This is a genomic window from Pararhizobium arenae (genome assembly GCF_001931685.1).
Taxonomy (GTDB): domain Bacteria; phylum Pseudomonadota; class Alphaproteobacteria; order Rhizobiales; family Rhizobiaceae; genus Pararhizobium; species Pararhizobium arenae.
Genome location: NZ_MOOY01000008.1, coordinates 160149 through 186255, shown reverse-complemented (window position 1 = coordinate 186255; position 26107 = coordinate 160149). Strand labels below are relative to the sequence as shown.

21 protein-coding genes are annotated in these 26107 nt (G+C 62.0%); 5 read left to right on the top strand and 16 right to left on the bottom strand.

Features of this window, described 5'->3' with window-relative positions; all coding sequences use genetic code 11:
- Positions 1-32 precede the first annotated feature (32 nt).
- The 4 genes from BLX89_RS18585 to gcl all read right to left on the bottom strand — a co-directional run bounded on the left by BLX89_RS18585 (position 33) and on the right by gcl (position 4988).
- Positions 33-1304: a glycerate kinase type-2 family protein gene (locus tag BLX89_RS18585; protein ID WP_075292446.1), complete on the bottom strand. Its 1272-nt coding sequence runs from the start codon at positions 1302-1304 to the stop codon at positions 33-35.
- Between the two features lie 71 nt (positions 1305-1375).
- Positions 1376-2260 carry a 2-hydroxy-3-oxopropionate reductase gene (locus BLX89_RS18580; protein WP_075292445.1) on the bottom strand — a complete coding sequence of 295 codons (885 nt, stop codon included), beginning with the start codon at positions 2258-2260 and terminating at the stop codon, positions 1376-1378.
- A 4-nt stretch (positions 2261-2264) separates the two neighbouring features.
- On the bottom strand, positions 2265-3080 hold the full coding sequence (gene hyi, locus BLX89_RS18575; protein WP_075292444.1) for a hydroxypyruvate isomerase: 816 nt from the start codon (positions 3078-3080) through the stop codon (positions 2265-2267).
- A gap of 123 nt (positions 3081-3203) precedes the next feature.
- Positions 3204-4988, bottom strand: a complete 1785-nt coding sequence (gene gcl, locus BLX89_RS18570) for a glyoxylate carboligase (RefSeq protein WP_075292443.1) — start codon at positions 4986-4988, stop codon at positions 3204-3206.
- A 193-nt stretch (positions 4989-5181) separates the two neighbouring features.
- Here gcl and bhcR point away from each other — a divergent pair, with 193 nt between their 5' ends.
- Positions 5182-6021, top strand: coding sequence for an HTH-type transcriptional regulator BhcR (gene bhcR / locus BLX89_RS18565; RefSeq protein WP_075292442.1), 840 nt, complete (start codon positions 5182-5184; stop codon positions 6019-6021).
- A 36-nt stretch (positions 6022-6057) separates the two neighbouring features.
- Here bhcR and guaD read toward each other — a convergent pair whose 3' ends face one another.
- Positions 6058-7398, bottom strand: coding sequence for a guanine deaminase (gene guaD / locus BLX89_RS18560; RefSeq protein ID WP_075292441.1), 1341 nt, complete (start codon positions 7396-7398; stop codon positions 6058-6060).
- Positions 7395-8639, bottom strand: a complete 1245-nt coding sequence (locus BLX89_RS18555; RefSeq protein WP_075292440.1) for a urate hydroxylase PuuD — start codon at positions 8637-8639, stop codon at positions 7395-7397. The genes guaD and BLX89_RS18555 overlap by 4 nt, the downstream gene beginning before the upstream one ends.
- Positions 8640-8776: 137 nt before the next feature.
- On the opposite strand from BLX89_RS18555, the gene BLX89_RS18550 reads away from it, so the two are divergent.
- Positions 8777-9730: a LysR family transcriptional regulator gene (locus tag BLX89_RS18550; RefSeq protein WP_075292439.1), complete on the top strand. Its 954-nt coding sequence runs from the start codon at positions 8777-8779 to the stop codon at positions 9728-9730.
- 9 nt (positions 9731-9739) lie between these two features.
- On the opposite strand, the gene xdhC is transcribed toward BLX89_RS18550, so the two are convergent.
- From xdhC to uraH, 4 genes are read right to left on the bottom strand one after another with little or no spacing between them, the layout of a single operon-like run.
- The gene (xdhC, locus tag BLX89_RS18545) at positions 9740-10591 is read right to left on the bottom strand and encodes a xanthine dehydrogenase accessory protein XdhC (RefSeq protein WP_075292438.1); all 852 of its coding nucleotides are present in this window, start codon (positions 10589-10591) and stop codon (positions 9740-9742) included.
- 8 nt (positions 10592-10599) lie between these two features.
- Complete coding sequence (gene xdhB, locus BLX89_RS18540; RefSeq protein ID WP_075292437.1) at positions 10600-12930, bottom strand: xanthine dehydrogenase molybdopterin binding subunit; 2331 nt, start codon at positions 12928-12930, stop codon at positions 10600-10602.
- Between the two features lie 10 nt (positions 12931-12940).
- Positions 12941-14416, bottom strand: a complete 1476-nt coding sequence (gene xdhA / locus BLX89_RS18535; protein ID WP_075292436.1) for a xanthine dehydrogenase small subunit — start codon at positions 14414-14416, stop codon at positions 12941-12943.
- Positions 14417-14418: 2 nt separating this feature from the next.
- The gene (uraH, locus tag BLX89_RS18530) at positions 14419-14784 is read right to left on the bottom strand and encodes a hydroxyisourate hydrolase (RefSeq protein ID WP_075292435.1); all 366 of its coding nucleotides are present in this window, start codon (positions 14782-14784) and stop codon (positions 14419-14421) included.
- A gap of 157 nt (positions 14785-14941) precedes the next feature.
- Between uraH and puuE the strand changes: the two genes are divergently transcribed.
- Together puuE and BLX89_RS18520 are read left to right on the top strand one after the other, a co-directional pair.
- Positions 14942-16360 (top strand): allantoinase PuuE, encoded by a 1419-nt coding sequence (gene puuE, locus BLX89_RS18525; protein WP_075292434.1) that lies wholly within the window; start codon positions 14942-14944, stop codon positions 16358-16360.
- 106 nt (positions 16361-16466) lie between these two features.
- The gene (locus BLX89_RS18520) at positions 16467-16952 is read left to right on the top strand and encodes an ureidoglycolate lyase (RefSeq protein ID WP_075292578.1); all 486 of its coding nucleotides are present in this window, start codon (positions 16467-16469) and stop codon (positions 16950-16952) included.
- Positions 16953-17056: 104 nt separating this feature from the next.
- Here the strand turns inward: BLX89_RS18520 and BLX89_RS18515 are convergent, their stop codons facing one another.
- The 6 genes from BLX89_RS18515 to BLX89_RS18490 form a co-directional block, all read right to left on the bottom strand.
- Positions 17057-18349 (bottom strand): NCS2 family permease, encoded by a 1293-nt coding sequence (locus BLX89_RS18515; protein ID WP_075292433.1) that lies wholly within the window; start codon positions 18347-18349, stop codon positions 17057-17059.
- Between the two features lie 300 nt (positions 18350-18649).
- Complete coding sequence (locus BLX89_RS18510; RefSeq protein WP_075292432.1) at positions 18650-19708, bottom strand: DUF2218 domain-containing protein; 1059 nt, start codon at positions 19706-19708, stop codon at positions 18650-18652.
- Positions 19705-20550: an ABC transporter ATP-binding protein gene (locus tag BLX89_RS18505; RefSeq protein WP_075292431.1), complete on the bottom strand. Its 846-nt coding sequence runs from the start codon at positions 20548-20550 to the stop codon at positions 19705-19707. The genes BLX89_RS18510 and BLX89_RS18505 overlap by 4 nt, the downstream gene beginning before the upstream one ends.
- On the bottom strand, positions 20547-21587 hold the full coding sequence (locus BLX89_RS18500) for a FecCD family ABC transporter permease (protein ID WP_075292430.1): 1041 nt from the start codon (positions 21585-21587) through the stop codon (positions 20547-20549). Before BLX89_RS18500 ends, BLX89_RS18505 begins: the two co-directional genes overlap by 4 nt.
- Positions 21584-22630 (bottom strand): FecCD family ABC transporter permease, encoded by a 1047-nt coding sequence (locus BLX89_RS18495; RefSeq protein ID WP_075292429.1) that lies wholly within the window; start codon positions 22628-22630, stop codon positions 21584-21586. The genes BLX89_RS18500 and BLX89_RS18495 overlap by 4 nt, the downstream gene beginning before the upstream one ends.
- A complete protein-coding gene (locus tag BLX89_RS18490) occupies positions 22627-23601 on the bottom strand; it encodes an iron-siderophore ABC transporter substrate-binding protein (protein ID WP_075292577.1) in 975 nt (324 codons plus the stop codon). Before BLX89_RS18490 ends, BLX89_RS18495 begins: the two co-directional genes overlap by 4 nt.
- A 338-nt stretch (positions 23602-23939) precedes the next feature.
- Here BLX89_RS18490 and BLX89_RS18485 point away from each other — a divergent pair, with 338 nt between their 5' ends.
- Complete coding sequence (locus BLX89_RS18485; RefSeq protein ID WP_075292576.1) at positions 23940-26105, top strand: TonB-dependent siderophore receptor; 2166 nt, start codon at positions 23940-23942, stop codon at positions 26103-26105.
- Positions 26106-26107 lie beyond the last annotated feature (2 nt).

The following is a 26107-nucleotide window of genomic DNA, read 5'->3' as shown; positions in this document are numbered from 1 at the left end:
TGGGCAAGGGGCCTTCGCCACCGCCCGCACGATTATCGGCCGATCAGGATCGCCCGGAAATCGTTGACATTCGTGCCGGTCGGGCCCGGCCGGAACAGATCGCCAAGCACCGAGAAGGCATGCCAGCTGTCATTGGCATGCAGCAGCGAAGCGGCGTCATGGCCAAGGGCCGAGAGCCTTGCGACGGTCTGACAGTCGGCAAAGGCGCCGGCATTGTCTTCCGAGCCGTCAATTCCGTCCGTATCGGCGGCAAGCGCCGTAATGGGGCCGGCGCCATCGATGGCCAGCGAGAGGGACAGCAGGAACTCACTGTTGCGTCCGCCCCTGCCCTTGCCGCGCAGGGTTACTGTCGTTTCGCCTCCGGAGAGGATGACCACCGGCTTGCGGAAAGGCCGGTTGCGGGCGACGACCTCCCGCGCGATGGCAGCGTGCACGCGGCCGACCTCCGCCGCCTCGCCCTCGATCGCGTCCGAAAGCACGACAGCGCCAATACCCGCACGCTGCGCCAGCTCTGCGGCAGCATCGAGCGAGACAGCAGCGGAGGCGACGAGCCGTACGTCATTTCTGGCGAAGACGGTATCGTCTGGAGTTGGCGGCAGCGATGTCGCCCCCGACAGGAGGGCATGCACCCGGGGCGGCAGATCAAGCCGGTAGCGCTCGATGATCTTCAAGGCATCCGCGCGGGTGCTTGCGTCCGGTATAGTCGGACCGGAGGCGACCAAAGCGGGATCATCACCCGGAATATCAGACACGACGAGGGAAACGACTTTTGCGGGATAGGCTGCCGCAGCCAAACGACCGCCTTTGATCCCGGAAATTTGCTTGCGAACGGCATTCATTGCGCTGATCGCCGCACCTGAGGCCAGAAGCGCGCGGTTGACGGCGATCTCGTCTTCCAATGTCAGCCCCTCGACCGGAGCCGGCAGCAATGCCGAGCCGCCGCCGCAGATCAGGGCGACAACCAGATCGTCTTCGGTCAGACCGCTGACGGCATCCAGTAGGCGGCCCGAGGCGATCAGGCCGTTCTCATCCGGAAGCGGGTGAGATGCCTCCAGCACCTCGATCCGCTCGCAAGGGGCGCCATAACCGTACCGGGTGACGACCACGCCCTCCAGCGGTGCGTCCCAGAGTTTCTCGAAAGCCTGCGCCATCTGGGCAGCACCCTTGCCGGCGCCGACAACCACGGTGCGCCCTTTCGGGCGGGCGGGAAGATTGGCGGCAAGCACCTTTGCCGGATCGGCCGCGGCCACCGCCGCGTGAAACAGCGTTTCGAGAAAAGCCCGGGGGTTGACGATCGACGGCATGGTCCACTCCTCCTCAAAATGCCGGGCGGTCGTCTCCTCCCGACCGCCCGGCCCTCCCTCATGCACCTAAGTCACGCGACGGCGTGATTTGCGAGGCGCTCCAGCGCCTTGACGAGACCGGAGTGGTCGAGCCCGGCATCGCCATTGGCGGCACATGTGTTGAACAGCTCCTGCGTCGCTGCCGTGTTCGGGAGCGAGATGCCGAGCGATTTTGCCCCCTGCAGCGCGAGGTTCAGATCCTTCTGGTGCAGCGAGATGCGGAAGCCCGGATCGAAGGTGCGCTTGATCATGCGATCGCCGTGCACTTCAAGAATGCGCGACGATGCGAAACCGCCCATCAACGCCTCGCGGACACGGGCCGGATCGGCGCCGGCCTTGGAGGCGAACACCAGGGCTTCGGAAACGGCCTCGATGGTGAGCGCAACGATGATCTGGTTGGCGACCTTGGTAGTCTGCCCGTCGCCGCAATCGCCGACCAGCGTGATGTTCTTGCCCATCAGCTTGAACAGCGGCAGCGCCCGCTCGAAGCTTTCCTCCGCACCGCCGCACATGATCGAAAGGGTCGCATTCTTGGCGCCGACTTCGCCGCCGGAAACGGGCGCATCGATGTATTCCGCGCCGGTATCGCGAATCTTTTTCGCAAACTCCTTCGTCTCGATCGGCGAAATCGAGCTCATGTCGATCACAAGCTTGCCCTTGGAAAGACCGAAGGCCAGCCCGTTTTCGCCGAACAGAACGTCTTTTACTTCCGGCGTATCCGGCAGCATGAGGATGATCGTATCGACGGTTTCGGCCAGCGCCTTCGGCGTTTCGACGATTTCAAGGCCGCCATCGACCAGTTCCTGGCGCGGCGGGATGACGAATTTCGAAGTGACGACCGTGTGGCCGGCTTCCTGCAGATGGCGCGCCATCGGCGTGCCCATGATGCCCAGTCCGATAAAACCGATTGTTGCCATTGTCTCAGCTCCTGATCTTGATGATGTCTGCGCTTTTCGGCGCGCGGCCAGCTTTGGCGAACCAGCCGAGACCTTCCTGCGTCGTGGTGCGCGGCTTGTATTCGCAGCCGATCCAGCCGTCGTAGACCAGCGCGTCCAGCGCCTCGAAAACGAAGGGATAGGCGATTTCACCCGTGCCCGGCTCGTTGCGGCCGGGATTGTCGGCCAGCTGCACATGGGCAATTCTGGCCTGGTGCTTCTTGAACGTACCGATCAGCTCGCCCTCGGTCCGCTGCTGGTGGTAGAGATCGTACTGGATGAAGAGGTTGTCGCTGCCGACATCGCGGATGATCGAAGCCGCCTGCTCCGCCGTGTTGAGGTAGAAGCCCGGAATATCGAAGCGGTTGATCGGCTCGATCAGCAGGCGGATGCCGTGTTTGCCGAGTTCCGCGGCGGCGAGTTTCAGGTTCGCAACGAACGTGTCACGCAACACACTGTCGGCCACGCCAACCGGCGCGATGCCGGACAGGCAGTTGACCTGGGTGCAGCCAAGCGCCGTCGCATAATCGATGGCAGACGCCACGCCGCGACGAAATTCGTCGATGCGATCCGGCAGGATGGCGATGCCGCGCTCGCCGCTGGCCCAATCACCGGCCGGCAGGTTGTGCAGCACCTGCGTCAACCCGTGGAGATCGAGGGCCGCCCGCAGGGCCTCCGCCTCGAAGTCATAGGGAAAGAGATATTCAACGCCTTCGAAACCGGCTTCGGCTGCAAGCGCGAAGCGATCGAGGAAAGGCGCCTCGTTGAAAAGCATGGTCAGGTTCGCCGCAAATTTCGGCATGGGATTTCCTCCTTCGCGTTTGTCTGGTTCAGATTGAACCAGACAAACTCTCATATTCGTTGTTTTCGTTGTCTTTTCGGGAAAACCGGTTACCACTTTTCCCTGACAAACTCTCGTTGGCGATCAATCGAGAAGCGCGAGCGTTGCCGTCGGGGCATCTTCGCCGCGCTCGGCAAGCTCCTCGAACTCGACCACCGCGTTGATATCAGCGCCCATGGCGATGTTGGTGACGCGCTCCAGAATGAACTCGATGACGACCGGCACCTGATGTTCCGCCATCAGGGCCTGCGCCCTGGCGAAAGCCTCTTGAAACTCATTTGGGCTGCGGACACGGATGGCCTTGCAGCCGAGCCCTTCGGCGACGGCAACGTGATCGACGCCGTAGCCTCGTTCCGCATCCCCGGAGGCATTGATATTGTCGAAGGCAAGGCTCACCTCGAAATCCATGTTGAGACCGCGCTGCGCCTGTCGGATGAGGCCGAGATACGAGTTGTTCACGACCACATGCAGGTAAGGCAGCTTGTGCTGGGCGCCGACCGCCAGTTCCTCGATCATGAACTGGAAATCGTAATCGCCGGAAAGCGCGACGATCGGGCGGTTCGGATCGGCGGCGCGAACGCCAAGCGCTGCCGGCAGGGTCCAGCCGAGCGGGCCGGCCTGACCGCAATTGATCCAGTTGCGCGGCTTGTAGACATGCAGGAACTGCGCGCCGGCAATCTGGCTGAGGCCGATGGTCGAGACGTAGCAGGTATCGCGACCGAAAGCCTTGTTCATCTCCTCATAGACGCGCTGGGGTTTGAGCGGCGTCTGGTCGAAATGCGTCTTGCGCAGCATGGTGCGCTTGCGGTCCTGGCATTCTTCCGCCCAGGCCGACCAGTCGCGCAGCTTGCCCGCCGACTTCCATTCAGTCGCGACATCCAGGAAGAGTTTCAGCGCAACCCCGGCATCCGAAACGATGCCGAAATCCGCGGCGAAAACCCGACCGATCTGGGTCGGCTCGATATCGACATGGATGAAGGTGCGGCCTTCCGTGTAGGTCGGGACATTGCCCGTGTGGCGATTTGCCCAGCGATTGCCGATGCCTAAAACGAAATCGGAAGCCAGAAGCGTCGCGTTGCCGTAGCGATGCGAGGTCTGGAGACCGGACATGCCGGCCATGAGAGGATGATCGTCAGGGATCGTGCCCCAGCCCATCAGGGTCGGGATAACCGGGATACCGGTGATCTCGGCAAATTCGATCAGCAGGTCGGAGGCATCGGCATTGATGATACCGCCGCCGGCAACGATCAGCGGCCGCTCCGCCGCGTTCAGCATGGCAATCGCCTTTTCGGCCTGTGCTCGCGTCGCCGTGGGCTTGTAGACGGCCATCGGCTCGTAGGTATCGATATCGAACTCGATCTCGGCGAGCTGGACATCGACCGGCAGATCGACCAGCACCGGGCCTGGGCGACCCGAACGCATCAGGTGAAACGCCTTCTGGAAGACGAACGGAACCAGCGCCGGCTCCATAACCGTGACGGCCCATTTGGTGACGGGTGCGGCGATCTTGGAAATATCGACTGCCTGGAAATCTTCCTTGTCCAGCCGCGCACGCGGCGCCTGACCGGTGATGCACAGAATCGGGATCGAATCCGCCGACGCCGAATAGAGGCCGGTGATCATGTCGGTTCCGGCCGGGCCGGACGTACCGATGCAGACGCCGATATTGCCGGCTTCGGCGCGGGTATAGCCTTCCGCCATATGGGACGCACCTTCGACATGGCGGGCAAGAATGTGGCGCACCGACCCGCGCGCCTTCAGGGCCGAATAAAAGGGATTGATGGCGGCACCGGGAACACCGAAGGCGCAATCTACACCTTCCTTCTCCAGAACCAGAACCGCTGCATCGACAGCTCGCATTTTTGCCATGGGAATTTCCTCCGTCTCTCGTGGGTGAAGGTACCCCATCCCGAGATGCGATCAATCATTAAATGGAAATCAATCCCATCATGCGGAAATAAACATTTTCAAAGAATCTGGAACAATCGCCACGAGGCGGTTATGTCATGCTGCGGAATGACGCCGGCCAAACGGCGTTCGATCAATCGATGTGGGGGGCAGCATGGCGGAGCATCCGGAAAAGACGAGAGGGCGACCTGGCCGAAAGGCGAGCGAAAATTCCGCCCCCTCCTCCGTGCAGGTGCTGGATCGCAGCCTGAAATTGCTGGAGCTTTTGGCGCGGGGAGATGGCGCAGTCCTGACCGACCTGGCCGACCAGTCCGGCATGGCGCCCTCGACCGTTCACCGGCTGCTGACGTCGCTTGCCCAGCACGGTATGGTCGCCCACGATCCTGAAAGCGGCGTCTGGACCATCGGGATCAAGGCATTCGAAATCGGCACCGCTTACCTGCGCTTTCGCAAGCTCGGCACGATCAGTCGTCCCTTTCTGAAGGGGCTGATGGAAAATTCCGGCGAAACGGCCAATATCGCCATCGAGGATCAGGGGGATGTCGTGTTCATCTCGCAGGTGGAAAGCCACGCCCCGATGCGCGCCTTTTTCCGGCCGGGCCGACGCGGGCCGATCCACGCCTCGGGTATCGGCAAGGCGATCCTTTCGACATGGGAGGATGGCCGGATCGAAGCCGCGCTTGCCGGGAAAATCCTGCAGCGCTTTACGGACAAGACCCGCGACAGCCTGCCCTTGCTTCTCTCCGATATTGCAGACATTCGAGGACGGGGCTGGTCGATCGATGATGAGGAGCACACGCTTGGCATGCGCTGCGTCGCTGCACCGATTTTCGACGAATACGGGGAAGCCATTGCCGGCATCTCCGTCTCCGGCCCCGCGGTTCGGCTGCCCGACGACAGGATTGCAGCACTTGGCCCGGTCGTTCGGGCTGCCGCCGAGGCCTTGACCAAGACCATGGGCGGTCGGATTCAGACATTCGGCGCGGCGGGATAAACCCACCGCGCCGAACGGATTACATAGAACAAGCTATCAGGCGATTTCGAGCAGTCGCGACGAGGCCTGCTGTTTGAGCGCCCTGGCCTTCATCGGTTTGCCGGCGACATAGACCTCGGCGACGCAGCGGTCGTCGCCCATGGTCTGCAGGATAAAGAGTTCTTCCAGCAGCGAGTTTGCCGTCAGCATTCTCAGCTCCATGGCCGGCTTGGCGCCGGAATTCAGCACGACGATATCGGCATCCGCGCCAGCATGCAGCGAACCGATCCTGTCATCGAGACCAAGGGCTCGGGCATTGCCGAGCGTCATGCGATAGAAGGAATTGAACGGCGTCAACCGCTGGCCCTGCAGATGCAGGACCTTGTAGGCCTCACCCATGGTTTCGAGCATGGAAAAGCTCGTTCCCGCGCCAACGTCCGTCGCGACGGACCAGCGCGCGCCAAGACGCTCGAACCGGTCGCGATCGAACAGGCCGGATCCGAGGAAGAGGTTGGATGTCGGGCAGAAGACGCCGACGGCGCCGGTCTCCGCCAGAACGGAAACCTCGCGGTCATCCAGATAGATGCAGTGACCCAGCAAGGTCTTGTCACCCAGCAAGCCATAGCGCGCGTAGATGTCCGTGTAGTCCTTGGCATCCGGATAGAGCGAGGTCGCATAGGCGATCTCGTCGCGATTTTCGGACAGATGGGTCTGGACGTAGCAATCCGGGAATTCGGCAACGAGGGTGCGGCTCACCTCCATCTGCTCTGGCGTCGAGGTGATGGCGAAACGCGGGCTGATGGCATAGTGTGCCCGGCCGCGATCATGCCATTTCTCGATCAGCGCCCGTGTCTCGTCGTAACCCTGCTGCGGCGTATCCTTTAGGGCATCCGGCGCGTTGCGGTCCATCATCACCTTGCCGCCAATCATGCGCATGCCGCGCTGTTCGGCTGCGGTGAAGTAGGCATCGACGCTTTCGGGATGAACCGAGCAATAGGCGACCGCCGTGGTCGTGCCGTTGGCGATCAGTTCGTCCATGAAACGGCCGGCGATGAAGGCCGCATGCTCCGGCTTTGCAAACTTCTGCTCTTCCACGAAGATATACGTGTTCAGCCATTCCAGCAGTTGCGCACCGTAAGAGGCGATCGCCTGGGTCTGCGGAAAATGCAGATGAGTATCGATCAGGCCTGGCAGAACGAGATGAGGACGATGGTCGGCAATCTCGGCATCGACGCTCGCAAGCCCCTTCACGTCACCATAAGTCCCGCTCATGACGACCTTGCCGGCCCGGACGAGCACGGCGCCATCCTCGAAATAACGATAAGACGCGGTATCGTCGAAAGCCTTCGGCTCCTCGACGAATGTCAGTACGCGGCCACGGATCAGCAGCTCTTTCATTGGGATTTTCCTCCTCCCTCGACGACCGTTTCATACCAGGCGACGAGCAGGCGGCGCTCGTCGTCGGAGATCGCGGTCACATTGGCCGGCGGCATGGCGTGCGAGCGCCCCGCCTGCAGATAGATTTCGCGGGCATGGGCCGCGATATCGCCATCCGTTTCCAAGACCACGCCCTTGGGCGGCACCACGACCCCCTCCCAGCCCGGTTCCTTGGCATGACACATCGAACAGCGACCAAGCACAGTATCGCGCACTTTCGGGAAAGCTTCCGCTGTGACGAAAGGCTGCTGGGCGGCGGAAACCTTAGGCTCCTCGCCTTCGCCGGTCAGCACCTTCGGCACCGTTGAAAGCCACATGATGACGATGAACAGCAGCACGGTGGCGAGCCAGGTCCAGGTCGGGTTGCCGGCATTCGCATGGCGCGTGTTGAAGTAGTGGCGGATGGTGACGCCCATCAGGAAGACAAGCGAGGCGATGATCCAGTTGAACTCGGTCCCGAACGCCAGCGGGTAGTGGTTCGACAGCATCAGGAAGAGAACCGGCAGCGTCAGGTAGTTGTTGTGGGTGGAGCGCTGCTTGGCGATCTTGCCGTATTTCGCATCCGGCGTGCGACCAGCAATCAGGTCCGCGACGACGATCTTCTGGTTCGGAATGATGATGAAGAAGACGTTTGCCGACATGATCGTCGCGGTAAACGCCCCCAGATGCAGGAAAGCCGCGCGACCGGTGAAGAGCTGGGTGTAGCCCCAAGCCATGCCGACCAAAATGAAATAGAGCAGCACCATCAGCCGGGTATTTTCGTTACCGAGGGGCGAACGGCAGATCAGGTCGTAGGCAATCCAGCCGAAGGCGATGGACGCCAGGGAGATGGCGATGGCGACAGGCTTGGAAACGTCCAGCACATTGGGATCGATCAGATAGAGATCGGCGCCAGCGTAATAGACAAGACACAGCATGCCGAAGCCGGAAAGCCAGGTCACATAGCTTTCCCATTTGAACCAAACCAGGTGCTCCGGCATGTTGGCCGGTGCGACGAGGTACTTCTGGATATGGTAGAAACCTCCGCCATGGACCTGCCACTCCTCGCCATGCGCACCGGCCGGCAGATCCGGGTGCTTCTTGAGGCCGAGATCGAGCGCCACGAAATAGAAAGACGAGCCGATCCAAGCAATCGCGGTGATAACGTGAAGCCAGCGGACGGCGAATGTCAGCCAGTCCCAGGCAATGGCATATTCATACATGCAGCTCTCCCTCACTTTGGGAAGGCTTGTGCCATCTGCCGATTACCTCGAAAATCCCGCCTATTCCCCGAACACTATCAAAAAAATCTATAAAATCGCTGCAGCCACGTTGCGTGCGAGATGTGGTATGAAGGGCAATGTCCTATCTCGATAACGTGCGCGTCTTTGTCCGGGTCGTCGAACTCGGAACCCTCTCGGCAGCCGGTCGCGACCAGCGGGTCACGCCGGCCGTCGCCAGCAATCGCATCAAGGAACTGGAGCGGCATCTTGGGGTGCGTCTGTTCAACCGCACCACCCGTAAGCTGACGCCGACCGAACATGGCCGCGTGTTCTACGATGGCGCCGTGAAGATCATCGAGGCGGTGAACGAAGCCGAAGGGGCAATCGCCGACCTCTCGCAGAACCCGAAGGGCGCGCTGCGCATCACCGCCCCGCTCGGCATCGGCCGCCGGCTGATCGCGCCGGGCATTCCGGCCTTCCATGACAAGTATCCCGATATCGAGGTCAGGCTTCGCCTTTCGGACCACAACATCGATATTCTGAGCGAAGGCGTGGATGTCGCCTTCAAGCTCGGCGTGCTCGAGGATTCGAACCTGCGCATGAGGGGCATCCTGAACTGCGAACGCGTGATCTGTGCCGCGCCCGCCTATCTGGAAAAACGCGGGATCCCGGCAACGCCGGACGCGCTGATCGACGACCGCCACGACTGTCTTTTGCTGCGCTATCCCGGCTCCAAGGAATATTACTGGACGCTGCAGACGCCGGAAGGCTTGCGCAAACTGGAGATCGCCGGTCCCTACGATTCAGATGACGGCGACGTCCTGACGCACTGGGCGCTGGAAGGACGCGGCATCATCAACAAGCCGCTCTTCGAGGTGAAAGCTCATCTCGACAGCGGCGCGCTTGTCGAAATTCTTCAAGATACGCCACCGGCAAGCGTGCAGCTCGCCGCGATCTATCCGCACAAGCGTTTCCAGGATCCGAAGGTCCGGCTGATGATCGACTTCATGGCGGAACGCTGTCAGCGGCTGATCGGCAAGATGCTGGAAGAGGCAGCGCCCAAGCAAGAAGAAGTCCCGACCACGGCCTGAGACAATACGTCAGACGTCGACGCGCAGGGCAGAATGTTCGGATTTCCGGCGAACCGGTCGCGACAATGAAGCCGTCAGGATTTCCGCTGCGGCCAGCGTGGCGATGACGGCCGGACGTTTGTCCTTTATGGCGACACCGCCGATGGGGCAGACGAGATTTTCGAACAGATCCGGCCTGCCGATTTCCCGCGAAAGCCAGGTGCGGAACGTCGCCCGCTTGGTTTTGGAACCGATCATGCCGACATAGGATGCGTCCTCGCGCTGCAGGGCTTCGGCGGTGATCAGGAAGTCCAGCGCGTGATCGTGGGTGAGAACCACGAAGGCGCTGCCGGCGGGCGCATCGCGCACGATTGCCTCCGGCACCGGCGTCAGGCAGGTTTCGATTCCGGTGACCGGGCAGGCATAAAGCTCGTCTTCCCGCGTATCGATCAGAACGACCCGCAACGGGGGGAGCGACAGGGCCGCGGCCAGCACCCGACCGACATGCCCTGCGCCAAAGATATAAACATGCGGCCTTGCGGCGATGTCGGCATCACTGCGGGCAATGATCTCCACGGCACTCTCCTTGCTGACGCGGCTCAGGGACAGGCCAACGCGGCCGCCGCAACACTGACCGATCTCCGGACCCAGCGGGATATCCAGCGTTTCGCAACCATGCCCCGTGCGCAATGCAAGGCGGGCCTGATCGATGGCCATGTATTCAAGCTGGCCGCCGCCGATCGTGCCGAAAAGCCGGTCGCGTGAGACCAGCATCCAGGCATCGGCGTCCCGCGGCGTCGATCCGGCCGTCCCCGTAACCGTCACGAGGATGCAGTCAGGCTCCGCCTTCAGAAAATCGCGAACGTCTTCCCGGGACAGCATCGTCCTTCCTACCCTTTTGCAGCGCGCAGACGCTCGATGGCCATCAACACCCGCTCGGGTGTTGCCGGTGCATCGATACGCGGCGGTACACGATAGCTGGCTACGCTTGCGGCCGCCATCGAGAGAGCCTCAAGCACGGAAATGCCGAGCATGAACGGCGGCTCGCCGACAGCCTTGGAGCGCCGGATGGTGTCCTCCCGGTTCACCGACCACTCTGCCAGACGCACATTGAAGATGCGTGGCCGGTCTGAGGCAAGCGGGATCTTGTAGGTGGAGGGCGCATGGGTTCTCAGGCGCCCCTTCGCATCCCACCACAGCTCCTCCATCGTCAGCCACCCCATGCCCTGCACGAAAGCGCCTTCCACCTGGCCGATATCCAGCGCCGGGTTCAGCGAGCGGCCGACATCGTGGAGAATATCCGTGCGGTCGATCTGGTATTCGCCGGTCAGCGTATCGACGCTGACCTCGGAACAGGACGCGCCATAGGCGTAGTAGAAGAACGGCCGTCCGCGACCCTCGGCACGGTTCCAATGGATTTTCGGCGTCTTGTAGAAGCCCGCGGCCGAAAGCTGGATGCGGGCGCCATAGGCCGCCTTGATCAGATCGTTGAAGGCAATGCGCTCATGCCCGGCGCGCACGGTGTTGGGCTCGAAGGCAATATCGCTCTCCGACACGCCGAACTTCTCAGCAGCGAATGCCACCAGCCGCGCCTTGATCTGCTGCGCGGCATTGGCGGCAGCCATGCCGTTGAGGTCGGAGCCGGAGGATGCGGCGGTTGCAGACGTGTTCGGCACCTTGCCCGTCGAGGTCGCGGTGACCCTGATGCGCTCGAGATCGACCTGGAACTCATCGGCCACCACCTGTGCAACCTTGGTATAGAGCCCCTGCCCCATCTCCGTGCCGCCATGGTTAAGCTGGATCGAGCCATCGGCGTAGACATGCACCAATGCGCCGGCCTGATTGTACTCCGTCTTGGTAAAGGAGATGCCGAATTTCACCGGCGTCAGCGCGATGCCGCGTCTAATGACGCTGCTCTTTTCGTTGAAGGCAATCACCTCCTTACGCCGTGCAGCGTAATCCGCCGATTGCTCCAGTTCCTCGATGATGCGGCCGATGATGTTGTCCTCGACCGTCTGGTGATAGGGCGTCAGGTTTCGTCCTTCGCCGCCATAGAAATTGAGCTTGCGGATGTCCAGCGGGTCCTTGCCGAGCTTATAGGCGATGTCCTCGATGAAGCGCTCGCCGCCGACCATGCCCTGCGGTCCGCCGAACCCGCGGAAGGCGGTGTTGGAAACGGTATTCGTCTTCACCGGGCGCGAGCGCAGCCGGACATTGGGGTAGAAGTAGCAGTTATCGGCATGGAAAAGCGCCCGGTCGGTGACGGGGCCGGAAAGATCGGCCGAGAAGCCGCAGCGCGCGGCAAACACCGCATCCACCGCATCGATACGCCCCTCATCATCGAAGCCAAGCTTGTAATCGACATGGAAATCGTGGCGTTTGCCCGTCGCCACCATGTCGTCGTCCCGGTCCGGACGGATCTTGATCGCGCGGCCGTATTTCTTGGCGGCAACGGCAGCGACGGCGGCAAAAAGGTTTGCCTGGGTTTCCTTGCCGCCGAATGCGCCACCCATACGGCGCACATTCACGGTGATGGCATGGGACGGTACGCCCAGCACCTGGCCGACCATATGCTGGGTTTCGCTCGGATGCTGGGTCGAGGCATAGAGTGTCACCTCTTCATCCTCGCCGGGAATGGCGAGCGAGATGTGGCCCTCCAGATAGAAATGATCCTGCCCGCCGATCCTCATTTCACCTTCGACAACGTGTTTCGCCTTGGCAAAACCATCGGCGATATCGCCACGCTCCAGCTTCAGCGGATCGATCACGAGCGGATAGTTTGCCGCTGTCGCCTCGAGCACATCGGTCACATGCGGGAGATCACGGTATTCGATCTTCACCTTGGCGGCGGCCCGGCGGGCTTCCTCGCGGCTCTCGGCGATAACGCCAAAGATCGGCTGCCCGTGAAACTCGACCAACTTGGTCGCGAAGACCGGATCATCGTGCTTGTGGGCCGGGCTGACATCATTCTCGCCGGGAATGTCGGACGCGGTCAGGATACCGACAACGCCGGCGCTGGCGGTTACAGCATCGAAATCGATCGAGACGATCTCGGCATGGGCGCGCTGTGAAAGGCCGAGATAGGCGTGCAGGGTGCCGGCCGGCTCCGGCATATCGTCGATATATTCCGCCGTTCCCGTCACATGCTTGTGCCCGGATTCGTGCCGCTCCTTGTCATGGACGGCACCGCGAATACGGTGGATCGGCTGCATCACGTTCATGGCTTTCTCCTCACACAGCGATCTTGCGGTCGAGCCGCACGGGCTCCGTACCTTGCGTTTCCAGATGGAAGCGCTTCAGCAAATTCCTTGCGACGAGCAACCGATAATCGGCGGAGGCGCGCCAGTCGGTGAGCGGCGTATAATCCGCGCCGAGTGCTTCCATAGCGGCAGCGACCGATGTTGCATTCCAGGGCGCGCCGACAAGCGCCGCCTCTGCATTGGCGGCGCGCTTCGGCGTGCCCGCCATGCCGCCGAAGGCTATGACGGCTTTGGTGACGATGCCGGCATCATCGAGAGCGATACGGAAGCCGCCGCAGACGGCGGAAATGTCCTCGTCCAGCCGCTTGGTGATCTTGTAGACGGCAAACTGATCGTCACGCTTTTGGAACGGGATATGCACCGCCTCCACGAATTCGCCGGGCTGGCGATCCTGCTTGCCGTACTCGATGAAAAAGGCTTCCAGCGGAACCTGGCGGCGCTCTGCACCCTTTCGCAGCGATACGCTGGCGCCAAGTGCAATCAGCGCCGGTGGCGTATCGCCAATCGGAGAGCCATTGGCGATATTGCCGCCGATCGTGCCCATGTTGCGCACCTGCTGGCCGCCGATACGATCCCAGAGTTCGGCAAGCTGCGGGAAGTGTTTGGTCATCACCGGATAGGCTTCGGTATAGCTGACGCCGGCCCCGAGCGTGATGCCATCCGCGTCTTCGGTAATAGCCCGCAGTTCATCGAGATGGCCGATATGCACGACCGGCGCGATATCGCGCATGAACTTCGTCACCCACAGGCCGACGTCGGTGGAACCGGCGACGATGCGGGCGGAAGGCTCGGCGGCATAGATATCGGCGAGATCATCGACGGATGCCGGAAGCACGATGCGATCCTTGCCCTCGCCAACGACGACGCGGGCATCGTCACGAAGAGCGAGCAGCTTCCCGGTGATATCTGCGCGTTCGGCAACGAGCGGATCGCGGTTGGCATCTGCGATCGTCGAGACGGCTTCTGCGGCGCGGATGATCGCAGCATAGCCGGTGCACCGACACAGGTTGCCTTGCAGCGCCTTTTCGATGGCCGCTATGCTTGGCTTTGGATTTTCCATCCAGAGGCCGTAAAGCGACATGACGAAACCCGGCGTGCAAAAGCCGCATTGCGAGGCATGGGTATCGACCATGGCCTGCTGCACCGGATGCAGCGGTCCATTCGGCAACGCTAAGGCATCCACCGTCACGACATGACAGCCATCCAGCGAACCGACGAAGCGGATGCAGGCATTGACGCTTTCATATTTCAGGACGCCATTCAACAGCCGGCCGACGAGCACCGTGCAGGCGCCGCAGTCGCCCTCCGCGCAGCCTTCCTTGGTGCCGCGCAGATTGCGCTCCAGCCGCAGGAAATCGAGCAGGGTTTTCACCGGCGAGACGTCGGAAAGCTCGACCGGCTTGTGGTTCAGGAGAAAACGGATCGTGGTACGGATTGCGGCTGCCATGCTCAGCTCCCCCGGTAGGTCGAATAGCTGTAGGGCGAAACCAGCAGCGGCACATGGTAGTGCGCGGTCGCATCCGCGATGCCAAAGCGGATCGGGATGAGATCGAGAAAGGCAGGGCCATCCCCGCTCTGCGCCAGATAGGCGCCGGCGTGGAAACGCAGCTCGTAGACACCGGACGTCATCTCGGCACCACTCAACAGCGGCGCATCGCAGCGGCCGTCGGCATTCGTCTCGGCGGAGCTGATGCGCTTCGCATCGTCACCGTTGATCCTGTAGAGATCGATGCGCAGACCGGCAGCCGGCTTGCCCAGCGCCGTGTCCAGCACATGGGTCGTCAGCCGACCGCCCGCTTCAGAGTGAGACTTCATTGCACAAACCTCCCGAATTACTCCCCGCAAGTATCGGCCAAGGCATTCCCCCTGAATAGCAAGCCAGTTCTTCGAGACTTTCAAAATTTTCGAGGGAATTGGGCTTACGGCTTCTGCGTTAGGATTCGGCCTCCATCGGACCTTTGGAGGAGTATTCATGAGATATATCAGAGACATGCACGGATATGGCGCAGCACCGCCCGTGGCCGCATGGCCGAACGGCGCGCGGATCGCGGTGCAGATCGTCGTCAATTACGAGGAAGGCGGCGAAAACTGTGTGCTGCATGGCGATGCCGCATCGGAGGCATTTTTGTCCGAAATCGTGGGCGCGCAGCCCTGGGCCGGCCAGCGCCACTGGAACATGGAATCGATCTACGAATACGGCGCCCGCGCCGGCTTCTGGCGCCTTCACCGGCTGCTCACCGAGCGTGATATTCCCGTGACGGTCTACGGTGTCGCGACCGCGCTTCAACGCTCCCCCGCACAGGTTGCGGCCATGCAGGAGGCCGGTTGGGAAATCGCTTCCCACGGCCTGAAATGGGTCGAGCACAAGGACATGGATCGTGAGACGGAACGCGCCTCGATCGCGGAGGCAATCCGCCTGCATACGGCCGTGACAGGCGAACGCCCGCGCGGCTGGTACACCGGCCGCTGCTCCGAGAACACCGTAGACCTGATCGCGGAAGAAGGCGGGTTTGCCTATGTCTCCGACAGTTATGCCGATGATCTGCCCTACTGGCATGCCCACGGCGGGCGCCAGCAGCTGGTCGTACCCTATACGCTCGACACGAACGACATGCGCTTTGCCACCGCGCAAGGGTTCAACAGCGGACAGCAGTTCTTCGACTACCTGAAGGACACGTTCGACCTGCTCTATGCGGAAGGTGCCGCTGGTCAGCCGAAGATGATGAATATCGGCCTGCACTGCCGCCTTGCCGGTCGCCCCGGCCGCGCGATGGCCTTAGCGCGCTTCCTCGATTACGTGAGAAGCCACGATCAGGTCTGGCTCGCACGCCGCATCGAGATTGCCGAGCACTGGGCGAAAACCCATCCGCCGCAGGCTAACGATAACCGTCCATCTTGCCTTGCGGAAAACGAGTTCGTCGACCGCTTCGGCGGCGTCTTCGAACATTCCGAATGGATTGCCCGCCGCGCCCATGCCGGCGAACTGGGGGCCGCCAACGACACGGCCATCGGGCTCCATGCGGCGCTCGCAGGCGTCTTCCGCGCCGCAACGGAGGAAGAGCGGCTCGGCGTTCTGAACGCACACCCCGATCTCGCCGGCAAGCTCGCACTTGCCAAGCGCCTGACGGAAAGCTCGACGCACGAGCAGGCATCCGCCGGGCTTGACGCTTTGACGGATGCCGAGCGTGCGCGTTTCACCACGCTGAACGACAACTATGTCTCAACCTTTGGCTTTCCGTTCATCATGGCCGTGAAGGGCCGCAGCAAGGACGAAATCCTCGCTGCCTTCGAAAGCCGTATCGCCAACGACCGCGAAACGGAGTTCGACACCGCCTGCCGGCAGGTGGAGCGCATTGCGCTTCTTCGCCTGCGCGACATGCTGCCGGCCTGATGCCGGCAAGGCCAGGGTGGACGCCGATCGCGCCTCTCCCGGCCTCATATTCCGGCCGCCGGGTAGGCAGCCGCCCGTTTCACCCGTTCAATCCTGAGGAGGCATGATGAAGACGATCGATATACAACCCCTGACCCGCGAAGCATTCGCACCCTTCGGTGACGTCATCGAAACCGATGGCGCACCGAGCTTCCCGATCAACGCCGGGAAATGCACCCGCTACCATGATCTCGCCAAGGTCGAGACAACCGGAGAGAAGGCGCGCGCGATGATCAGCCTTCTCAGGGGCGAGCCTTATCCGCTCCCCCTGAAGCTGAAGATGGTGGAGCGTCACCCGCTCGGCAGCCAGGCCTTCATCCCCTTGAGCGAGCACCCGTTTCTGGTGGTGGTCGCGTCGGAAACGGAAAATGGTCCCGGCGAACCGATCGCCTTTCGAACAGCGCCCGGCCAGGGCGTCAATATCGGCCGCAATGTCTGGCACGGCATCCTGACGCCGCTCGATGGCATCTCCGATTTCGCCGTCGTCGATCGCGGCGGAGAAGGCGTCAATCTGGAAGAGCATTTTTACGCCGAGCCATTCATGGTCGGCTGAATCGCGAGGCCAGCCCGGATCTTCCGGACTGGCGGTCTCTCCAACACAAAATGGCCGCGTCGATGTGAACTGACGCGGCCATTTTGTTTGCGGCGATATTCGCTTTATTCCGCGAAGAAGGCGAACCGTATGACAAACAGCGCCGCAACGATCTGGGTCGCGGGATGCAGGATGTTCCAGCGGCCGGTAAACACCTTGAGCACGACGTAGCTCACGAAACCGAAGGCAAGACCGTTGGCAATCGAATAGGTGAAGGGCATGGCAAGCGCGGTCAGCGCCGCCGGTGCCGCTTCCGTCAAATCGTCCCATTCGATCTCGGTCAGTTCGCGCATCATCAGGCCCGCGACGTAAAGCAGCGCCGGGGCCGTCGCATAGGTCGGAACGGAGGCGGCGAGCGGCGAGATGAAGAGTGCGGCCAGGAAGAAGACCGCGATGACGAGTGCGGTAAGGCCCGTGCGTCCGCCGGCCTGAACGCCTGAGGCACTTTCGACATAGGCGGTGGTGCTGCTGGTGCCCATCAGCGAACCGGCGACGATGGCCGTGCTGTCGGCCAGAAGCGCGCGGCCGAGGCGGCTCGGCTGACCCTCCTGGACGAGGTTCGCCCGCTTGGCGACGCCGATCAGCGTGCCGGTCGCATCGAACACTTCGACAAGCACGAAGACGAGGATGACATGAACCAGCCCGCCATGCAGGGCACCGACGATATCGAGCTGCAGGAACGTCGGCATCATCGAGGGCGGCATGGACACGATACCGCGGAATTCGCTGACGCCCGTGACCCACGAGAGCACCGTGACGGCTAGAATGCCGATCAGGATCGCGCCCCGGACCTTCAGGGCATCGAGCACGGCGATGACGAAGAAACCGAAGATGGCGAGCAACGGTCCGGTCTGCTTCAGATCGCCGAGACCCACGAGCGTCGCGGGATTGTCAACGACGATGCCCGCATTCTTCAGGGCGATGATGCCGAGAAAAAGCCCGATACCGGCGGCGATGGCGCTGCGCAGCGAATGCGGAATGCCGGCGATCAGCCAGCTTCGCACGCCCGTTACCGTCAAAAGCAGGAAGATGATGCCGGATATGAAGACCGCGCCGAGCGCCTGCTGCCAGGTGAAGCCGAGTGCTGCAACGACGGTGAAGGCAAAAAAGGCATTGAGACCCATGCCCGGCGCCATGCCGATCGGCCAGTTGGCGACCAGCGCCATGATCAGCGTGCCGAGTGCCGCCGCCAGACAGGTCGCGACGAAGATCGCATCCCGATCCATGCCGGTGGTCGACAGGATGTCAGGATTGACGAAGATGATATAGGACATCGTGAGAAACGTCGTGACGCCAGCAACCACTTCGGTGCGGACGGACGTTCCGTGCTCACTCAGCTTGAAAAGCCGTTCAAACATATTTCCTCCCCGTGCGGACGCCTCCGGCGCCGCCGAATGACAAAAGATTCCTCGACGCGCTCCTCCCGCCGTTGAATCATTCAAACTGTAACGGTAACGTCAGCGACATGATCGTCCCGCTGGGCGGGCGATGATGCGGTCGCACCTTCGTCTGCACAGGGTCGGGATTGTGCGTCTTCCGCGCGGTCAGCGCTAGATCGCCATTTGGGGCGTCTTTCTAAAAGACTTTCAAGTTTTTCAGGGGCAGTTCAGCCGCCATACCGGCAGTGGCGTGCGATACCAAGATTCGGACGCCTCGTCTCAGCTCTTCTCCCAATACCAGGCGACGTACATATTCTTGCGATCGTGCCGGCGCTCCTTGAGGTGCGACCGGATGGCACGAATGTCCTCCTTCTCGCAGGCGGCCCAGACGAAGGTGCCTTCCGCCATCGCGTCGATGGCCTTTTTTGCCGCCTCCACCAGCACCGCGCTGCCCCCTTGCGGATAGGAGGATCGATGCAGCCAGCGCACGTCAAGCGTGCCATTGCTCGCAAGCGCCTGCTCCTCCGCCGCATCCTGAACCTCGATAAGGGCCTGCATGTGCGTTCCCGCAGGAACCTCGGCTGCGATCCGGGCGATGGCCGGCAGGGCGCTTTCGTCGCCGATCAGCAGGATCGATCGCGCGGAGGGCAGGTGGCCGGCACCCGGCCCGATCAGGCCAACCACATCGCCGGGCTGCGCATCGCGGGCAAAGTCGGCGCCGGGGGTCGAGACACCGGGTGCGGGATGCTGCAGAAAGTCGATCCATACCTCCTTGCGCGCAGCATCGACGGCACGGATCGTGTAGACCCGAACCACCAGCTCGTCCTCGCTTTCGGGCCAAGCGATACGGCCGTCCTCGCGGAAACCGGGCCAAACCGGCGGCCTGCCTTTTGGCGGCACCAGCAGACGCACATGCATGTCGCCGCCGACGAAGGGAGTGACATCCGCGCAGGAGAAGATGACTCTTCGCATATGAGGGGTGAGGTCTTCCGCCGACACGACCTTCACCTCCTGCAGGTTGGGCAAGGCGGTCAGGGACGTCTTTTCCGACCATGTCAGTTCGAAGGGCTGGTCCTCGGCAAAATAGAAAAGATGCTCCGCAAGGATCGTGCGGCTCATCTGCAATGTCTCGGCCGTTGGACAGTCGAGATCGATCAGCAGGCGGCCGGCATTGATCTCGATCCGGGCGACACCAACATCGCTTTTCAGCACGGCCAGATCGCCGGTCCGCTCCACATCGGCATGTTCGACAAAATGCTCGCAGATTTCGTCCAGCATGTCTGTCGCGCTGCTGGGGACTGCCACGCCCGAAAGCGTGAAGGAGGAATGTTCGTTCATGCGTTTTTCTCCTTTGAGGACGGTTCGCGCGCCGTGTCGGTCGAGGCAGCCATCCGGTGGCGTCCGATGGGCAGCATGATCGGCCGCCCGGATGTGGGATCGGTGATAACCCGGCTTTCAAGCCCGAAGACATGCCGCACGGTGTCCTCGGTCAGCACCGCCTCCGGCGTGCCGGAAACGTGCACGCGGCCTTCAGCGAGGGCGACAAGATGATCCGCGTAGCGGGCGGCAAGGTTAAGATCGTGCAGGACCATGACGACGGTTGTGCCGCGCGTGCGGTTGAGGTCGGTCAGAAGATCCAGCACCTCGATCTGATGGTTGATATCGAGAAAGGTGGTGGGCTCATCGAGCAGCAGGATATCCGTCTGCTGCGCCAGCGCCATGGCGATCCACACCCTTTGCCGCTGACCGCCGGAAAGCTCGTCGACAGGGCGCTCGGCAAGCTCGAATGTTTTCGTCGCCGAAAGCGCACTGTCGACCGCCTCGTCGTCCTGCCGCGTCCAGCGGGAAAACAGGCTCTGGTGCGGATGCCGCCCGCGGCTGACGAGATCGGCGACCGTGATGCCCTCCGGCGCGATGGGCGACTGCGGCAGAAGGCCCAACGTCCGGGCAAGGTCGCGGGACGGCGTGCGGTGAATGGACTTGCCGTCGAGCAGAACCTGCCCCTTGCTTGGCGAGATCAGCCGCGACAGGGTGCGCAAAAACGTGGATTTGCCGCAAGCATTGGCACCGACGATCACGGTGATCCTACCGGGCGGAACCGTAAGATCGAGGCCATGAAGGATTTCGGTATCGTCATAACCGGCGGAAAGGCCGGTGGCGACAAGCAGGTGATCGGTCACAGCGAACCTCCGATCCGGTTGACGCGAATGATCAGGTAAATCAGGTATGGAGCCCCGAGCGCACCGGTGACGACGCCGACCGGGTAGCGGCCGGGCAGAAGATGCTGGCCGACGTAATCGGCGGCAAGCACGAGGACCGCGCCTGTCAGTGCCGACGGTATCAGCAGCGATCCATCGTTGCGCACGATCCGTCCGGCGATCGGTCCCGAAAGGAAGGCGACGAAGGCGATCGGACCTGTTGCGGCGGTGGCCGATGCGATCAGGCCGACGGCGGCGACGATCACCAGCATCCGGGTTCGCGAGACACGCGTGCCGAGGGCGGCCGCCATGTCGTCCCCCAGCCGCAGGGCTTCCAGGTCGCGGCTGCGGCTGAGGAGAACGCCACCGAAGAACAGGAGGGCAAACAGCAGCGGCAGAGCCTGATCGAGCTTTGCACCGTTGACGCTTCCCGTGAGCCATCGCATCGCTTCCTGCAGGCTCCAGGCGGGAGCAGATTGCAGAATATAGGCGATGACACTCTGCAGCATGGCGGAGACGCCGATCCCGACAAGAATGAGCCGGGTTCCGGCGACACCGTTTCGAAAGGAAAGGCCGTAGACGAGCAGCGCTACGCCAAGCCCGGCAACGATGGCGAAAACCGATACAATCGGCCCGCTCATTGACAGGACGACGATGGCAAAGACGGCCGCCGCCCCGGCGCCGGAGGTGATGCCTATGATATCGGGGCTGGCCAGCGGATTGCGCAGCATCACCTGAAACGCGACGCCCCCCAGCCCGAAGCAAAGCCCGGCGAGGATCGACAGAACGGCGCGCGGCAGGCGGAGCTGGCCGACGCTGAAAGAAGCCCCGGCAACCTCCTCGCCCAGCAGCACGCGCAGGACATCCCCCGGTGGCGTGACGGATTGCCCGACCGCCAGCGTAACGGCGAAGACCGCAACGACGAGGACCAGCAGCACCGAGAGCACGACGGCATATCTGCGGGTGCGCCCGCGGCGATTGGCGATGACCGCATTGATGGTGGAGGAATGCGCGGTCACAGATCCCTCACCCGCTGGTTCCGGACGATCCAGATGAAGAACGGCGCGCCGATCAAAGCGGTGATAATGCCGACATCAATCTCGGCGGGGCGGGCGACGATGCGACCGAGCACATCCGCCGCCAGCAGCAGGCATGCGCCGCCAAGCGCGGAGAACGGCAGCAGCCAGCGGTGATCGACGCCGATCAGCAGACGGCAGACATGCGGCACGACCAGCCCGAGAAAGCCGATCGGCCCGCATATGGCCGTTGTCGCGCCGCACAGCAGGATCGCGCCGAGGGAAGCAACAGCGCGCGCGACGGCAACGTTTTCGCCGAGCCCGGCGGCCAGATCGTCACCAAGCGCAAGAGAATTCAGTTTTCTGGCCGAGAGCAGGCTGATTGCGAAACCAACCGCCAGAAACGGCAACACCGGCAGGATACGCTGGTAGGTCGCACCGCCGACCCCGCCGATCTGCCAGGACTGGATGCCCCCGGCGATATCGCCCCGCGGCAGGACGATGGCGATGACCAGCGACGCGAACGCCACCGAGGTCGCCGCTCCGGCCAGCGCCAGTTTCAAGGGCGTCGCGCCGCCGCGACCAAGCGAGCCGATGGTGTAGACGAAGATTGCCGCACCTCCGGCGCCCGCGATCGCGGTCCAGATATACGCATAGGCGGAGGACATGCCGAACCAAGCGACGCCGACGACAACGGCAAGCGAGGCCCCCATGTTGACGCCGAGAATGCCGGGATCGGCAAGCGGATTGCGGGTCACGCCCTGCATGATCGCCCCGGCAAGTCCCAGCGCGCCACCGGCGAGCAGGGCGAGAAACGTCCTCGGGATGCGCAAGGCGACCGCTGCCCGCCCGATATTGTCCTGCGCGCCGCCGATACCTGCGGCGATATCGGCCCAGCCGACATTGCGGGTACCGATCGTCACGGACAGAAAAACGAACACCAAAGGAAGCACAACGAGCCCTGCAAGCCAGAGGCCCCGCGTCCGGTTAGAGCCGGATGCCGCAGACCAGCGCCCACGCGATGTCTTGAGGGTTGCGGCGGTCATTTCGACTTCTTGGCAGCCTCGCTGAGAAGCGTCACATAATCCTTCAGCACCCAGCGGATCGACAGCGGCGTCGGATTGGCGCCGGTGCCGACGGCATTGTTACCCAGCATCACGATCGATTCCCTGGACACCGCCGGCATGTGCAGCATCAACGCATTCGTCTTCAGGGCATCGAAGAGCATGCTGTCGCCATAGGTCACGAGAATATCGACATCATCGAAGGCATCGATCTCTTCGGCGCTGACGGAGCCCGAGAATTTTCCAGACTGCGAGGCCTGAACGACGCTTTTCGGCGATGCGAGGCCGAGATCAGCGAAGAATTTCACGCGGGTATCGTTGGTCGTATAGAAGTTGACGGTGCTCAGGTCCCATGAACTGAGATGGGTGATGAACATCGCCGACTTGCCCTTGAGTTCGGGATGCCCGGCAAGGGTGCCGGCGATATCCGCCTCGATACCCGCGATCAACGCTTCGCCTTCGGCAGCCATGCCAAGGCCGGCACTGTTCAACCGGATCGTTTCGCGCCAGTCCGTCGACCAGGGAGCCTGCGGATAGGCGATGACGGGCGCGATCTCGCTCAACGTGTCGTAATCCGTCTGGCTGAGACCGGAATAGGCGGCGAGAATGACGTCGGGGCGGGTGGCGGCGACTGCTTCGAAATCGATGCCATCGCCCTCGTCGAACAGCACCGGCGGCTCGGCCTTCAGTTCTGCGAGCTTCGCGGCAACCCATGGCAGGATTCCGTCACGATCATCATCGCCGAAATTGGCGCGCGCCATGCCGACCGGCACGATGCCGAGCGCGAGCGGCACCTCATGGTTTGCCCAGGCAACGGTCGCGACCCGCTCCGGCTTCTTTTCGATCGTGGTGGTTCCGAACGCATGTTTGATGGTGAGGGGATAGGACGCGTTTTCTGCGGCAACCGCGGATTTTCCGGCACCCGGCCAGACAAGCGCGATCAGTGCCACCACGACGACATGGAAAAGCTTCACCGCCGTTCTCCATTCAACAATATAAGTTGACGCCAAGTCTCAGCTTAATAACGCGGCGTCAACGGCAAAGCGGCCGATATCCAGAAACTGCGTGGAGATTTCCGTCGGATCGTACAAAACCGGGGAAATATACAATACTAGACAAAGACGCTCCAGTTAATAGCGGATCGTGGGGACAAGGACTTCTAGCGGGGGACCGGTCGGGCACAGGGTTCATGCGCTGTGGACGACCACACGCGATGCGGTTCGGCTGCCTCGAAACGGGATTGGCAATCCGGCCGGTCGCTTTCAGCATTTACGTCAAGTGGAACATGAATATGGACATCGATCAAACAGGCCGTTGCGCGGCGCGAGCGCCAATCCGTTACCGAAACGCGCTCCTTCTCGGCTGCACGGCGGTGATTGCGCTGACGCCCGCCCTTTCTTTGGCGCAGGATACCGGCGGCGAAGGCGACCCTACCGTGCTCGAGACGCTGGTGGTCCAGGGCTCGGGCAGCAGCGCAACCAAGCTCGATACCGATAATGATTCGAAGTCCATCGTCGCCACGGAGACCACCGGTGTCGGCAAGATGCCGAGCGAAATCCTGACGACGCCTGCTTCCGTTTCCGTCGTCACCGCCAAGGAAATCGAAGAGCGCGGCGCAAACACCATCGAGCAGGTGGTGCAGTATACGGCCGGCGTGGTCACCGATTATTACGGCTCCGACGATCGCTACGACTATTTCAAGATCCGCGGCTTCAGCCCCTTCACCTATCGCGACGGCCTTGCCATCGGCCGCAGCTGGGGCGGGCCTCTGGAAGAGCCCTACGCCTTTGAGCGCGTCGAAATCCTGAAGGGCGCCAACTCCACCGGTTTTGGCGTATCCGATCCCGGCGGTTCGGTGAACTACGTCACAAAGCTGCCGAAGAGCGAGCGCTTCGGCGAGGTCTATGGCACCGGCGGTTCGTTCTCCCACAAGGAAGCTGGCTTCGACTTCGGCGACAACATTACCGAGGACGACACGCTTTCCTATCGCCTGACCGGCAAGTTCCAGCGGTCGGACGCGGAGTACGATTATTCGCAGGACGACGAGAACTTCATCATGGGCGGCATCACCTGGCGCCCGACGGATGCGACAAGTCTTTCCTTCGTCTTCGACCATCTGGACAGGGACGGCACGCCAAGCGGCGGCGGCCATCCGCGCGGGACGGACCTCGACAGGGACGTGTTCTCCGGCGAACCGGCCTATAACTATAACGACGTCAACCGGAACACCTACAGCGTCATTTTCGATCATGATTTCGAAAACGGCCTGAGCTTCAACGCCAGCGCCCGTTCCAGTTCGTCCGATTCCGGTTTCGGCTACGCCTATCTCTTCGATGGATTGGGCGCCAACGATCCGGCAGACAGCTTGATCGACCGCTATTTCTTCGGCAGCGACAAGTCCACCGACCAGTTCATCGTCGACGCGCATGTTGTCTATGAGACAAACTTCAACGATATCGAAAGCCGCACCCTCTTTGGCGTCGAATACAACAAGATCGATACCGAAAACGACAGCTATTACGCACCGGCGTCGCAGATCGACTGGGAGAACCCGGTCTATGGCGGCGGGCCGGGTGTACTTGCACCCTACAACGTCGTGACAGCCAACCAGAAGACCAAAGCCGTCTACCTGCAGGAAGACATGACCTTCTTCGACAAGCTGACCGTGAGCGTCGGCCTGCGCAATGACTGGTTCGACCTCGAGGAAGAAGGCACCAATCTCTATACCGGGCCGTTCAGCGGCTCGTCCGATGTCAGCGAGTTCAGCAAACGTCTGGGTGTTAGCTACAAGATCACCGAGGAGCTTGCGACCTATGTGAGCTACGCCGAATCCGTCGCGCCGCCGAGTGCCGGCGTCGAGCCGACGATCGGCACCCAGTACGAAATCGGCGTCAAATATCAGCCGGATGCGTTCCCGGCCCTGTTCACCGCGTCCATCTATGACCTGACGATGGAGAACATCACCACCTATGAGGCGCCGACCTACCTCCCGGCGACGATCGACAAGGTTCGCCATCGCGGCCTCGATCTCGAAGCGAAGTTCGAGGTGAACAGCAATGTCAACGTGATCGCGTCCTATGGCTACATCGATTCAGAAATCGACGAGCCAGGCAATGTCAGCGGCTACAATGGCAAGAGCTTCGCCCAGGTTCCCGAGCATATGGCGTCCGTCTGGGGCACCTATACGCTGGAAGGCAACGGCGCGCGGGGCGACATGACCTTCGGGCTCGGCGCGCGCTATATCGGCCCCTACTATTTCGACAATGCCAACACGCGCAAGTCGGATGGCGCCGTCGTCTTCGATGCGGCCTACACCTACAAGATCCAGGAAAATACCACGTTCCAGCTCAACGCCACCAACCTGTTCGACGAGAAGCACATCGCGAACGATGACGGTGGAGCGATCTACTACAACCCCGGCCGGGCGATCATGGCGACGTTGCGCCAGACCTGGTAAAA

Excerpts from the sequence above, each read along its gene's own strand:
- BLX89_RS18585 (WP_075292446.1), bottom strand. The coding sequence starts at position 1,304 with ATGCCGTCGATCGTCAACCCCCGGGCTTTTCTCGAAACGCTGTTTCAC.
- BLX89_RS18580 (WP_075292445.1), bottom strand. The coding sequence starts at position 2,260 with ATGGCAACAATCGGTTTTATCGGACTGGGCATCATGGGCACGCCGATG.
- hyi (WP_075292444.1), bottom strand. The coding sequence starts at position 3,080 with ATGCCGAAATTTGCGGCGAACCTGACCATGCTTTTCAACGAGGCGCCT.
- gcl (WP_075292443.1), bottom strand. The coding sequence starts at position 4,988 with ATGGCAAAAATGCGAGCTGTCGATGCAGCGGTTCTGGTTCTGGAGAAG.
- bhcR (WP_075292442.1), top strand. The coding sequence starts at position 5,182 with ATGGCGGAGCATCCGGAAAAGACGAGAGGGCGACCTGGCCGAAAGGCG.
- guaD (WP_075292441.1), bottom strand. The coding sequence starts at position 7,398 with ATGAAAGAGCTGCTGATCCGTGGCCGCGTACTGACATTCGTCGAGGAG.
- BLX89_RS18555 (WP_075292440.1), bottom strand. The coding sequence starts at position 8,639 with ATGTATGAATATGCCATTGCCTGGGACTGGCTGACATTCGCCGTCCGC.
- BLX89_RS18550 (WP_075292439.1), top strand. The coding sequence starts at position 8,777 with ATGTCCTATCTCGATAACGTGCGCGTCTTTGTCCGGGTCGTCGAACTC.
- xdhC (WP_075292438.1), bottom strand. The coding sequence starts at position 10,591 with ATGCTGTCCCGGGAAGACGTTCGCGATTTTCTGAAGGCGGAGCCTGAC.
- xdhB (WP_075292437.1), bottom strand. The coding sequence starts at position 12,930 with ATGAACGTGATGCAGCCGATCCACCGTATTCGCGGTGCCGTCCATGAC.
- xdhA (WP_075292436.1), bottom strand. The coding sequence starts at position 14,416 with ATGGCAGCCGCAATCCGTACCACGATCCGTTTTCTCCTGAACCACAAG.
- uraH (WP_075292435.1), bottom strand. The coding sequence starts at position 14,784 with ATGAAGTCTCACTCTGAAGCGGGCGGTCGGCTGACGACCCATGTGCTG.
- puuE (WP_075292434.1), top strand. The coding sequence starts at position 14,942 with ATGAGATATATCAGAGACATGCACGGATATGGCGCAGCACCGCCCGTG.
- BLX89_RS18520 (WP_075292578.1), top strand. The coding sequence starts at position 16,467 with ATGAAGACGATCGATATACAACCCCTGACCCGCGAAGCATTCGCACCC.
- BLX89_RS18515 (WP_075292433.1), bottom strand. The coding sequence starts at position 18,349 with ATGTTTGAACGGCTTTTCAAGCTGAGTGAGCACGGAACGTCCGTCCGC.
- BLX89_RS18510 (WP_075292432.1), bottom strand. The coding sequence starts at position 19,708 with ATGAACGAACATTCCTCCTTCACGCTTTCGGGCGTGGCAGTCCCCAGC.
- BLX89_RS18495 (WP_075292429.1), bottom strand. The coding sequence starts at position 22,630 with ATGACCGCCGCAACCCTCAAGACATCGCGTGGGCGCTGGTCTGCGGCA.
- BLX89_RS18485 (WP_075292576.1), top strand. The coding sequence starts at position 23,940 with ATGGACATCGATCAAACAGGCCGTTGCGCGGCGCGAGCGCCAATCCGT.